An 11,970-nucleotide genomic window follows, 5' to 3' on the forward strand; every position below is an offset into this window, starting at 1 on the left:
CCTCCTTTCATGCCACCAATGGTCCTGATGAAAATGATATTGTGGGTGATGGCGGACCGTTCAAGAGCGGCCTGCCACTCCGTTGAAGATCATCGTACCGCTGCGCTCTTTCGCTTGACTGTCCTGCGTCACAGTCACATTCGGTTCTACTGTCTCCCGGGGAACCGTGGCGGACACCGGCGAGAAAAAAATCAACGTCTCGCTGCATCGTTATCTTGCTTCAAGCGTTATTTGCCACCACGGGGATGCAAAGATGCGCTGGGATCAATGGCTGTCCGTTCTCGTCATCACGCTGATGATGGCTGCGTTTCTATGGGGTCGCTATCGATATGATATCGTCGCCGTGAGCGCACTTCTCATCGCTATCGTTGTCGGGGTCGTCCCAGCCAAAAATGCCTTTAGCGGCTTTGCCGACGACATCGTCATCATTGTCGGCAGCGCGCTCATCGTCAGTGCTGCGATATCCAGGTCGGGGATCATGGACGTCGCATTGCGCAGATTTTCTCCCGAAAGACGCGGGCCACGGATGCAGTTGATCATCTTGGTCGCAATTGTCGCAGCTCTGTCAGCCTTTATCAAAAACATCGGCGCGCTGGCGATCATGATACCGGTGGCTGTGCAAATGGCCCGCAAATCAAGCGTATCGCCGTCAATGTTCCTGATGCCTATGTCTTTCCCTCGCTGCTCGGAGGGCTTATGACGCAGATCGGCACCTCGCCGAACATCATCGTTTCCAGGGTGCGCGAGGAGATTACCGGCCAGCCGTTCACGATGTTCGACTACACACCCGTCGGCCTGGCGCTCGCAATCGCCGGCGTTGTCTTTCTGGCGCTCTTCTACAAGCTGCTGCCTGAAAGATCACGGGTGGAAACCTCGATGGACGAGGCGGTAGCGATCAAAAACTACACCACAGAAGCCAAGGTCGCCGCGCCGTCAGGAGCGATCGGGCAGTCAATCAGCTGGCTGCAGAAACCTGGTGGTGGCGACGCGATGGTCACCGCCATTATCGGTGGCGGCGGCCAAAAGCGCACGCCCCTTCCCGACACCGTTCTCAAGGATGGCGATCTTCTTATCATCGAGGGGGAGCAGAGCGCGCTCGACAAGATCGTCAGCGAAGCCAAGCTTCAACTGTCCGACCGCAAGCACGAGCCCGAGGTAGGCCGCGACATCAGTTCTGTCGAAGCCATTGTCGGCGAACATTCCCGTTTGATCGGCGTCAGCGCAAAAGATGTCTCGCTCTTCGACAATACCGGCCTCAACCTTCTCGCCGTCAGTCGCCGCGACAAGCGCTTCACCGAGCGCCTGGGGGAGATCAAGATCCGCAATGGCGACGTCGTGGTCCTGCAGGGCAACCTGCAGGCATTACCGGATCTTCTGCGGGAATGGGGATGCCTGCCGCTCGTCGAACGAAATCTCAAGCTCGGCAACGCCCGGAATGGCCTCGTCCCTGTCATCATCCTGATGGCAACGATGGCGGCCACAGCCTTCGGTGGGATTCCCGTTGCGGCGGCGTTTTTCGCCGCCGCTTTTTTTATGGTGGTCGCCGGGTCCATCCCCTTACGGGAAGTTTATCGCCAGCTGGATGCGCCCATTCTGATCATGCTGGCCGCTTTGATCCCGATCAGCGATTCGCTGAGGACCACCGGAACCACCGACATCATCGCCGATCTGCTCTCGCGAACCGCCGAAATGCTCCCGCCCTTCGGTGCCCTGGCTCTCATCCTGATTGCGGCCATGGCCGTAACGCCGTTTTTGAACAATGCAGCAACGGTTCTGGTCATGGCACCGATCGCCGCGACCTTTGCCGAGAAGCTGGGCTTCAGCCCCGACGCTTTTCTGATGGCGGTGGCAATCGGAGCAGGCTGTGACTTCCTCACGCCCATCGGACACCAGTGCAACACGCTGGTGATGGGACCGGGCGGATATCGATTTGGTGACTACGCCCGACTGGGCCTGCCGCTCTCGCTCATTGTGGTGCTCGTCAGTGTGCCGATCCTGTTGCTGGTCTGGCCGATCTGATCGCATCTGACACTGGGCGTTGCGCCGACCGATAGAAGTTTCTAAGCCGAGATGTTTTCCTCACGCGGCGACGTCAGGAATAGACAAGCGCAGAATCTGGGCATGTTTACAAAGCTTCTGCCAAGCTGCATCGCCGACCGGCACCCCCTCTTCCAACGCGGTGCGGCGCCTTCGTGCCGCGTTGTCGCCCGGCATGCGGACGGGGCCATTGTTCCAGGGTGCCGGAGGATTGCTGCGGCAGGAAGAGGCGAGAAAGTCGGACTGCGCCGTAAAGGCATCCAGCCCGGCGAAAAAGGCGGGGTCGATGACCTGAAGGAAAGCGCTTTGCGAAAACACACCGGACGGCGCGTTCGCCCGTCCCTTGCCGGAAAGCCCCTGTCCCAGCAATTCCACGATCAGCCCGAGCCCAAAGCCCTTGTGCCCCTTCAACTGGCCGCCGAGGGGCATCATCGTCCCGCCCCGTTCGGTCACCTCGCGCGGATCATCGGTCGGTTCGCCTGCGGCGGTGAAAGCCCAGGCCTCAGGAAATTTCTCCCCGGCCTTCGCCATGTTTTGCGTCATGGTCGTGGTGGTGATCGAGGCAGAGACGTCGATCAGGATCGGATCCTTGGACGTCGGGAAGCCGGCCGCCATCGGGTTGGGCGTCAGAAGCGGCTTTGTACCGCCATAGGGCGCGACTCTGCTAGCTGCGGGATGCGAGACCGACAGCTGTATGATCAGACCGCGGTCGGTGACCTGCCGCATGAAGGCTGAAAGAGCGCAGGTATGGTGGCAGTTACGGATCGCGGCAGTGACGACGCCATGATCGCCGACCCGTTCGCAGGCCTGCTCGATCGCCTTCGTCAGCAGCCATGCGCCCGGCAGGGATTTGCCGTCCCAAACAAAGGCTGCGCCGCGGTCGTTGACGACGTCATAGCTGCCGGACTTCGCAAGGGAACCGTCCTCCAACGCTTCGACATACCAGTTCAGAAGGCTGACGCCATGGGTTTCGTGGCCGATCATGTCGCCTTCCACCAGGACTGCGGCAGTCGTTTCGGCCTTGTCGGTCTCCATGCCCGCATGCGTTAAAATCTGCTCGGCGAATTGGGTCAGGACAATGCGGTCAATCAGGGGCATAGGCATTCCTCCCTCGCGTCATGGAAAGCACGGGCCGCTATTTGCGGCGGCCCGTGCTTAAGCGCGGCATACCGCCTTACTTAAAGCGGATCTGTGACAGCTGCAGTTCGGAATTCGTCGCGATCGTCGGCTTGAAGTCGAGACGCGGCGAGACGCGGGTGAAACCAACCATGTGAAACATCGGGATGTCTGCGATGATTTCGGTGTTCACCTTGGCGAACAGCTCCTTCCAGAGTTTTGTGCGCTCGTCGCCGGTGGCAGACGTCGCCTTGGCGATCAGCGCGTCGACGGCGGGATCCCGAACCATGGAGTGCGAGCCGTCGGTGGCGTATTTCACGAATGCGGTGAAGACGGGATCGCCGGTCGCATTATCGTGCTGCGACTGGGTCAGCGTCGGACCGGAATCGGCGACAAAGGGTGCAACGAAGTAGCCGTTCCACACGGAAACGTCATACATGTCGAGCTTTACGTTCAAGCCGACCTCCTGAAGCATCGCCATGATCGCTTCCATCGCTTCGGTGGCGTTGGGATATTGCCCGTTGCGACCGATGATGCGGATTTCGCGATCGACCGGAACGCCGTCAGCTTTCGCCGCCGCGACCAATTCCTTTGCTTTTTCGGGATCGTAGGGCCAAGCAGGAATATCGGCATTATAGCCGATCGTGGTGGGCACGACGAGCTGTGTTGCGATCTTCGCCTGTTCGGGGAACAGCGTTCCGAGCATTGCCTGACGATCGATGGCGAGGTTCATCGCTTCGCGGATGCGCCGATCATTAAGCGGTGCTGCACGCGTATCGATGCGCAGCGATGTCGTTTCGGAATTGGGATAGGCGAAATCGGTTTCCTTGTTGGTGGCATCCTGCACGGAGACGGCCGGAACGATATCGGCTTCGCCGGCATCGACCATCGCGGCAGCAACGGCACTGTCGGAGCGGAACAGATAAGTTGCCTGCTCCACCTGCGGCTTCTCCCCCCAATATTCCGGATTGCGTTTCAGCACGATCGACTGGCCGATTTCCCATTTGTCGAACGTATAAGGGCCAGTGCCAATCGGCTTGCGAGTGAATTCGTCTGCTGGTGTCGCCTCGGCCGATTCCACAGCCATCACCGTCATCAGAAGCGGAAGAATCGGCTGCGCCGGCTTTGTCGTAATCTGGATCGTGTTGGCATCCGGCGTCTCGAAGCTGAACTCCGTGCCGCCGAAATATTTGCCGCCGGTCTCACAGCTGAGCTTCTTGTTCTTATTGCGCTCGATGGTGAACTGAACATCTTTGGCGGTGAACGGCTTGCCATCGTGCCATTTGACATTTGGACGCAGCTTGAACTCCCAGGTGTCGTCATCGATCTTCGACCATTCCGTCGCGAGGCGGGGCTTTAGGCCGCCATTGACGTAGTCGAATTCCACCAGCATCTCGTTGACGTTTTCAGAAATGACCCGACCGACGTCCTGGCGGGCTGCCATACAGGGCTCGACGACGTCAACGGTTTCGGCAAGCACCACGGTGACGTTGCTCTTGGCATCCTGCGCCTGAGCCGAGCCTAAACTCAACGCGAGCACCGTGGTTGAAAAGCAGGCAGTTAACAAATGCAATTTCATTTCGTTTCTCCTCCCATGCGCCGCTGGCGCTCCTCACAGCAAATCTGCGTCCCGGTTCCGGTGATCCGACATCAATCTCCTCCTCGAAAACCTAATGCATAAGTGCACTAATATACTAGCTTACGGTGGCCTTCAACCTTGACGCTGCCTGGTATGAACTTCAACCCAGCTGGAGCCGCCAATTTTACCTGGCCGAAGCAATCAGTTCGCGCATCATCTCGACTTCCTCGCCGGTGAGATCGGTCAGGGGCGCCCGCACCGGCCCCGCCTCAAAGCCGCGCAAACGCACGCCTGCCTTGACGGCGGAAACCGCATAACCGGCCTTGCGATCGCGAATACGGGCAAAGGGATAGTAGAAATCCCTCAGCATCTGCTCACAGGCCGCGTCGTCACCGGCGAGGAATGCTTTGTGGAATTTCAGTGCCGTTTCAGGCACGAAATTAAAGACCGCCGAGGAATAGGTCGGCATGCCGGCTCCGCGGTAGGCTTGAGCAAATAGTTCGTGGGTCGGCATGCCGCCGATATAGGACAGGCGGTCGCCGAGCGCGATCGTGACACGGCGCACGGTATCGATGTCGCCGGTTCCATCCTTGAAGCCGATCAGATTTGGGCATTCGTCGGCAAGCTGAACAAGCTGCTCGGCCGACACCCGCGCCTGGCCACGATTATAAACGATGACGCCCATATTGGTGGCCTTGCAAACGGCCCGGACACGCGCGGCAATGCCATCTGCCGGCGCCTCGGTCAGGTAATGCGGCAACAGAAGAATGCCGTCGCCGCCCGCCGCCTCGATCTCGCGCGCCATGTCGCAGGCGATGCGCGTGCCGTAGCCGCATCCGACAATAACAGGCGCATCGCCGGATAGGGCGCGGGCGGCCTTTACCACCTCAACCACCTCACCCGGCGTCAGCGAGAACAGCTCACCGGTGCCGCCGGCAACGATCAGGCCGGCAACGGGGTAGGATGATAGCCATTCCAGATGCGCGGAAAACGGTTTGGCGGCAAACCGGTCCTCGGCATCGAAAGGGGTGACGGGGAAGGACAGCAGGCCGTTGCGAATGATCTCGCGAAGTTCCGTCGGGGCGATCAATCTGGTACTCCTTCAGTTGCGCAGGTCTTGCGGCAGCAGGCCGGCAGGGAAATTCTGGTAGGCAACGGGGCGCAGAAATCTGCGGATCGACATGGTCCCGACGCTGGTCGCGCCGAAATTGGTCGAGGCCGGGTAGGGTCCGCCATGCACCATGGAATCGACAACCTCGACGCCGGTTGGGAAGCCGTTGACTAGCAATCTGCCCGCCTTCCTTTCGAGAATCGGCAGCAGATCGCGGGCAAGGCCAAGATCGGCGTCGTCCATATGGATCGTCGCGGTCAACTGTCCCTGAAAGCTTTCGGCAAAGGCGAGCATCTTTTCAGGCGAGCCGACGCGTACGACGAGGCCGAGAGGGCCGAACACCTCTTCTGCGAGCGAGTGGTCGGCAAGCCAGGCCGAACCGTTGGTTTCGAACAGGTTCGGCGCTGCGTCGCGACCGGCACTCTCTGCAGCGAGAACCGACGCGACGGCATTGCTTGCCCGCAGGCGGTCCACACCGTCGTGATAGGCCGCGGCGATGCCGTTGGTCAGCATCGTCTGCGTTGCCACCTTTTCAAGAGCCGCCTTGGCGGCACTGGTGAACTTGTCCGCCTCCGGCCCGTCGACGACGACGGCGATGCCGGGCTTGGTGCAGAACTGGCCGGCACCGAGGGTCAGTGAACCGGCCCAGCCTGAACCGATTGCCTCCGCCCGGGCAGCGGTAGCGGCCGGTAGCAGGAACATCGGATTGACGCTGCCCAATTCCCCGAAAAACGGAATTGGCTCAGGGCGCTGGGCGCAAAGGTCAAAGAGAGCACGCCCGCCGGCAAGAGAGCCGGTAAAGCCAACGGCTTTGATGGCCGGATGGGTCACCAGAGCCGTTCCGACATCACGGCGGCCGCCCTGGATCAGGCTGAAGACGCCGGCCGGCATTCCGGTGCGCGCGACAGCGGCTGCAATCGCCTCGGCAATGATCTCACCCGTGCCGGGATGGGCTGAATGTCCCTTCACCACGACCGGGCAGCCCGCTGCAAGCGCGGCTGCCGTATCGCCGCCCGCCGTCGAGAATGCCAGCGGAAAATTCGAAGCGCCGAAGACGGCGACGGGGCCGATCGGCCGTTGCACTAGGCGGATATCGGGGCGCGGCGCCGGTTGCCGGTCCGGTTGCGCCGCATCGATGCGCGCGTCGAGATGCGAGCCCTTGCGGATATGGTCGGCAAACAGCCCGAGTTGGCCGGTGGTCCGGGCACGTTCGCCGTTGAGACGGCCTTCCGGAAGTCCGGTTTCCTGCGTTCCGATGAGAGTGACGGCCTCGCCGCGCTTGTCGATCTCCTCGGCGATTGTCTCGAGGAAAATGGCGCGCTCCTCGCGTGTCGTTGCCGAAAAAGCTGAAAAAGCAGCTTCGGCAGCGCGGCAGGCACGGTCGACCAGTTCCGTTGTGCCGACAGCAAAGTCATGAGCCTGCCCATGCGCCGGCTCGGACCGAAATGTCGTCGTTTCGGCAATCCACTCGCCGGCGATGAAATGCCTGCCTGAAGGGGTCCAGTTCATTGTTATTCTCCTCGGCGGAGCCTTGCTCCGTCCTGATCGGTGATCCGTTGTTCAAGATGCGCCGCCTTAGCGCCCATTCACCTTCCGCCATTCGGCAAAGAGCGTCAGATTGCTTTCGTCGGTGGCCGGGTAGAGGCCAATGATCGTATGACCTTGCTTGACGCGTTCCGTCACGAAATGCTCGTAAGCGGTCATCTCCACCGCTTCATCGGCGATCTCGTCGGCGATTTCGGCAGGGATGACGATCACGCTATCGTCGTCGCCGACGATGATGTCGCCCGGGAAAACCGCCACATCGCCACAGCCTATCGGCACGTTGATGTCGATCGCCTCGTGCAGCGTCAGGTTCGTCGGGCTGGAGGGACGGTTGTGATAGGCGGGGATATCGAGACCACCGATCGTCATGGCGTCCCGGAAGCCGCCGTCGGTGACAACGCCGGCTCCGCCGCGCATCATCAGGCGGGTAATCAGGATGTCGCCGGCAGACGCTGCGCGCGGATCCTTGCGGCTGTCCATCACCAGAACAGCGCCTTGCGGGCACGTCTCGATGGCAAGCCGTTGCGGATGTTTCGGGTTCCGAAAGACGTTTATCGCGTTACGATCCTCGCGCGCCGGCATGTAGCGCAGCGTAAAGGCCGGTCCGACCATATTGCGGCCCTTCGGCTGCACCGGCCGAACATCCTGGATCGTCTGGTTTCTTAGACCGCGCTTGAACAGGGCCGAACAGAGCGTCGCGACGGAGACACCCATCAGTTTTTCACGGGTTGCGGGGTTCATATATCCTTCTCCTCGTTCTCATTCAGGCGCCGAAGCTGCGCGTTTCCACAGTCCAGTCACGAGCCTTGCCCGTCAGGCTGCAGCCGAGCCCCGGACGGGCCGGCACGATCATCCGGCCGTCCTTGATCTCGAGCTGCTCGTTGAACAGTGGCGCCAGCCAATCGAAATGCTCGACCCATGGCTCATGCGCATAGGCGGCGGCCAGGTGCAGATGGATTTCCATGGCGAAATGCGGCGCCAGGCGCACGCGTTTCGCCTCGGCGTGCGCGCAAATGCGCAGAAAGGGCGTGATGCCGCCAACACGCGGCGCATCCGGCTGAATGAAGTCGACCGCATCGGCCCGGATCAGCGCCATGTGCTCGTCGGCGCTGGCCAGCATTTCGCCGGTGGCGATCGGCGTGGCGAGTTCGCGTGCCAGTGCCGCATGGCCTTCGGCGTCATAGGCATCGAGCGGCTCTTCGATCCATCCGAGGTTGAGTGGTTCGACCAGCCGGCCGAAACGCAACGCTGTCGTGCGGTCCCATTGCTGGTTTGCATCGACCATCAGCGGAACACGGCCATCGATATGGCTGGTCACCGCATCGAGCCGGCGAAGGTCGATCATCGGGTCCGGCTGTCCGACTTTGATCTTGATGCCGCCGATGCCGGAGGCTATCGAGTGGTCGATGGCGTCGCGGATTTCCTCAACGCTCGATGACAGGAAGCCGCCGGAGGTGTTGTAGCAGGCGACACTGTCGCGATGGGCGCCAAGCAGTTTTGCAAGCGGCAGGCCGGCGCGTTTCGCCTTCAGGTCCCAGAGGCAGATGTCGATGGCGGCGATTGCCTGGGTCGCAATGCCGGAGCGGCCGACCGAGGCCCCGGCCCAGCAGAGCTTGTCCCAGATGCGCGTGGTATCGTTGGGATCTTCGCCAATCAGGTTGTCGGCAAGCTCGCAGGCATGGGCATAAAGGGCAGGTCCGCCAGCCCGCTTCGAATAACTGAAACCAAGCCCACTATGGCCGGCCTCGGAGACGATCTCGCAAAACAGAAAGGCCACCTGCGTCAGTGGCTTCTGCCGGCCCGTCAAAACCTTGGCATCGCTGATCGGCCGCTCCAACGGCAGGTAGACGAGCGACAGGGTGACCGATTGGATGGCGTCCAGCTTGGACGGACCGGCAGCGAAGCCAGCCTTGGGAGGCTGTTCCGGGATCGAGCGTCGACTGGGATCAAACATCGTCGTGCCTCAGTTGATAGCCGGTTCCGGCGTCTTGCCACCGAATTCCGTCGTCAGGAAATCAAAGTCGCAGCCTTTGTCAGCCTGCTCGATATGGCTGGAGAACATGAAGCCGTAACCGCGCTCGTAATGCCGCGTCGGCGCCACCCAGGCAGCCCGCCGCACTGAGATCTCCTCTTCGGAAACCAGCATATTGAGGCTACGTGCCGGAATATCAAGCTCGACCATGTCCCCGGTTCTCAGCAGCGCCAGAGGCCCGCCAACATAAGATTCCGGTGCGACATGCAGCACGCAGGCGCCGAAACTGGTTCCGGACATGCGGGCATCCGAGATGCGGACCATGTCGCGCAGGCCGAGCTTCAACAGCGCCTTCGGCATTGGGATCATGCCCCATTCCGGCATGCCCGGCCCGCCCTGGGGGCCGGCGTTGCGGAGCACGAGAACCGTCTCCGGCGTCAGCGGGTAGTCGGGATCATCGATGATCTTCTTCATCTCCGCATAGCTGTCGGCGACCAGCGCCGGGCCGCAATGGCGATGGAATTTCGGGTCGCAGGCCGCTGGTTTGATGACCGCGCCGTCGGGACACAGGTTCCCCTTGAGCACGGCCAGCGAACCTTCGTGATAGACCGGGTTCGACAATGGCCGGATAACGTCGTCATTATAGATCTTCACCTGGTCCAAACCATCCACCAAGGGTTTTCCCATAACGGTGATCGCGGTGGGATCCAGCTTGGCCCCGAGCTGCTTCATCAGGGCGCGCAGGCCACCCGCGTAAAAGAAGTCCTCCATCAGGTAGGTCGAACCGGAAGGCCGGATGTTGGCGAGAACCGGTGTCGTGCGACCGATGCGATCGAGATCATCAAGCTCCAGCGGGACGCCGGCGCGCCGCGCCATTGCGATCAGATGAATGATCGCATTGGTGGAACAGCCGGTCGCCATGGCGACCGTGACTGCGTTGTCGACGGCCGCCGGAGTGATGATCTGGTCCGGCGTCAGATCCTCCCACACCATATCGACGATGCGGCGGCCGCAGGCCGCCGACATGCGCTGGTGGTTGGCGTCGGCTGCGGGGATCGAGGATGCGCCCGGCAGCGTCAATCCCATAGCCTCGGCGATCGCCGTCATCGTCGACGCCGTGCCCATGGTCATGCAATGGCCATAACTGCGGGCGATTCCGCCTTCGATGCCCTGCCACTCCTCCTGGGTGATCGTGCCGGCGCGGCGCTCGTCCCAATATTTGAAGCCGTCGGTACCAGAGCCCAGCGTCTTGCCGGCATAGTTGCCGCGAAGCATCGGGCCGGCCGGCAGATAAATGAAGGGAATGCCCATGCTGACCGCTCCCATGACAAGGCCGGGCGTGGTCTTGTCGCAGCCACCCATCAGAACGGCGCCATCGACAGGATGGCTCCGAAGCAGTTCCTCTGTCTCCATCGCCAGCATATTGCGATAGAGCATCGTGGTCGGCTTGACGAAGTTTTCGGAAAGGGAAAGAGCGGGCAGTTCCATGGGGAACCCGCCCGACTGAAGAATTCCCCGCTTCACCCATTCGGCGCGTTCACGGAAATGTATGTGGCACGGCTGCGCATCGGACCAGGTGTTGATCACGGCAATGATCGGCTTTCCCTGCCAGTCCTCGGGCGCGTAACCCATCTGCATGGTCCGCGACCGGTGGCCGAACGAGCGCTGATCATCCGGCATCATCCATCGGGCGGACCGCAATTGCTCGTAGGTTTTCCTCGCGGTCACGGCTTTCTCCCACCTTTTCGCCTGCTAATCCCAGCGTTTGTACCAACTGATATTTTAGTTTGACATATATATCAATGGAAAGTTTGCGTTCTTGTGCATTAGGTCGTGCAAAGCTATGAATGGAGTCGAAAAGGACGCCTCACATGAATTCCCAGTTCGCCTCCACATTCGGCCTGACCGCTCCCGGCTTTCCGGTCGTTGCCGGCAGTACCGTCCAGCGGGTCTATGATGATCTGCGAAAGCGCATCATCACCATTCAGCTGCCGCCGGACACCACGCTCTCGCGTACCGAACTCACCGAGACTTATGAAGTCAGCCAGACTCCCATCCGTGACGCATTGCAGCTTCTCAAACAGGAGGGCCTGGTTCGCATTTATCCGCAGTCGCGCACTGTGGTGACCAGGATCGACGTCCTGCAGATTTACGAAGCACATTTCCTTCGCGTTGCACTGGAAACCGAAGTTTGCCGCCGCCTCGCAACCGATCCGGATCCGGATCCGAGCGTCATTACCCGCGCCCGGTCGATCATCAAGATGCAGTCGGCAGTCGCCGACGACGCCGATCAGATCGCGATCTTCCAGGAGCTCGACGAGCTCTTTCACCAGACGTTGTTCGCAGGCGCCAAGCGCAGCAGCCTCCACCAGTTGATACGTGAGCGGTCAGGCCATCTCGAGCGCATTCGTCGCCTGCATCTGCCCGAGAAGGGCAAGATCGTCAGCATTCTCGATGGGCACCACGCCATCATCGATGCGATTGCCGCTCGCAACGAACAGGGTGCGGTCGACGCGATCCGTGAACATCTCAGCCAAACCGTCGCAAAAGTGGAAGACCTGCGGAAGGAGTTCCCGAACTATTTCGTCTGATCTGCCGCGCGGGTTTTGC

8 protein-coding genes and 1 pseudogene are annotated in these 11,970 nt (G+C 60.9%); 2 read left to right on the forward strand and 7 right to left on the reverse strand.

The window, feature by feature from the left end; translation table 11 throughout:
* Window positions 1-253 precede the first annotated feature (253 nt).
* A pseudogene (locus ACS4RR_RS28835) lies at window positions 254-2,019 on the forward strand (SLC13 family permease).
* 60 nt (window positions 2,020-2,079) lie between these two features.
* On the opposite strand, the gene ACS4RR_RS28840 reads toward ACS4RR_RS28835, so the two are convergent.
* The 7 genes from ACS4RR_RS28840 to araD all read right to left on the reverse strand — a co-directional run bounded on the left by ACS4RR_RS28840 (window position 2,080) and on the right by araD (window position 11,088).
* A complete protein-coding gene (locus ACS4RR_RS28840; RefSeq protein ID WP_260111152.1) occupies window positions 2,080-3,141 on the reverse strand; it encodes an Ldh family oxidoreductase in 1,062 nt (353 codons plus the stop codon).
* A gap of 70 nt (window positions 3,142-3,211) precedes the next feature.
* The gene (locus ACS4RR_RS28845) at window positions 3,212-4,732 is read right to left on the reverse strand and encodes an ABC transporter substrate-binding protein (protein ID WP_260111151.1); all 1,521 of its coding nucleotides are present in this window, start codon (window positions 4,730-4,732) and stop codon (window positions 3,212-3,214) included.
* Between the two features lie 184 nt (window positions 4,733-4,916).
* Entirely contained in the window at window positions 4,917-5,822 is a 906-nt protein-coding gene (locus ACS4RR_RS28850) for a 5-dehydro-4-deoxyglucarate dehydratase (RefSeq protein WP_260111150.1), read from the reverse strand.
* A 12-nt stretch (window positions 5,823-5,834) separates the two neighbouring features.
* The gene (locus tag ACS4RR_RS28855; protein WP_260111149.1) at window positions 5,835-7,352 is read right to left on the reverse strand and encodes an aldehyde dehydrogenase (NADP(+)); all 1,518 of its coding nucleotides are present in this window, start codon (window positions 7,350-7,352) and stop codon (window positions 5,835-5,837) included.
* 66 nt (window positions 7,353-7,418) lie between these two features.
* Entirely contained in the window at window positions 7,419-8,129 is a 711-nt protein-coding gene (locus tag ACS4RR_RS28860; protein WP_260111148.1) for a ribonuclease activity regulator RraA, read from the reverse strand.
* 22 nt (window positions 8,130-8,151) lie between these two features.
* The gene (locus tag ACS4RR_RS28865) at window positions 8,152-9,342 is read right to left on the reverse strand and encodes an L-talarate/galactarate dehydratase (protein WP_222385931.1); all 1,191 of its coding nucleotides are present in this window, start codon (window positions 9,340-9,342) and stop codon (window positions 8,152-8,154) included.
* Between the two features lie 9 nt (window positions 9,343-9,351).
* Complete coding sequence (gene araD / locus ACS4RR_RS28870; protein WP_260111147.1) at window positions 9,352-11,088, reverse strand: L-arabinonate dehydratase; 1,737 nt, start codon at window positions 11,086-11,088, stop codon at window positions 9,352-9,354.
* A 143-nt stretch (window positions 11,089-11,231) separates the two neighbouring features.
* Between araD and ACS4RR_RS28875 the strand changes: the two genes are divergently transcribed.
* A complete protein-coding gene (locus ACS4RR_RS28875) occupies window positions 11,232-11,951 on the forward strand; it encodes a GntR family transcriptional regulator (protein ID WP_222385929.1) in 720 nt (239 codons plus the stop codon).
* Window positions 11,952-11,970: the final 19 nt, after the last annotated feature.

The sequence above is a fragment of the Rhizobium zaerense genome (assembly GCF_051810725.1).
GTDB classification, from domain to species: Bacteria; Pseudomonadota; Alphaproteobacteria; order Rhizobiales; family Rhizobiaceae; genus Rhizobium; species Rhizobium leguminosarum_I.

Coding starts and splice junctions, on each gene's coding strand:
- ACS4RR_RS28855 (WP_260111149.1), bottom strand. CDS start 7,352: ATGAACTGGACCCCTTCAGGCAGGCATTTCATCGCCGGCGAGTGGATT.
- ACS4RR_RS28865 (WP_222385931.1), bottom strand. CDS start 9,342: ATGTTTGATCCCAGTCGACGCTCGATCCCGGAACAGCCTCCCAAGGCT.
- ACS4RR_RS28875 (WP_222385929.1), top strand. CDS start 11,232: ATGAATTCCCAGTTCGCCTCCACATTCGGCCTGACCGCTCCCGGCTTT.
- ACS4RR_RS28845 (WP_260111151.1), bottom strand. CDS start 4,732: ATGAAATTGCATTTGTTAACTGCCTGCTTTTCAACCACGGTGCTCGCG.
- ACS4RR_RS28860 (WP_260111148.1), bottom strand. CDS start 8,129: ATGAACCCCGCAACCCGTGAAAAACTGATGGGTGTCTCCGTCGCGACG.
- ACS4RR_RS28840 (WP_260111152.1), bottom strand. CDS start 3,141: ATGCCTATGCCCCTGATTGACCGCATTGTCCTGACCCAATTCGCCGAG.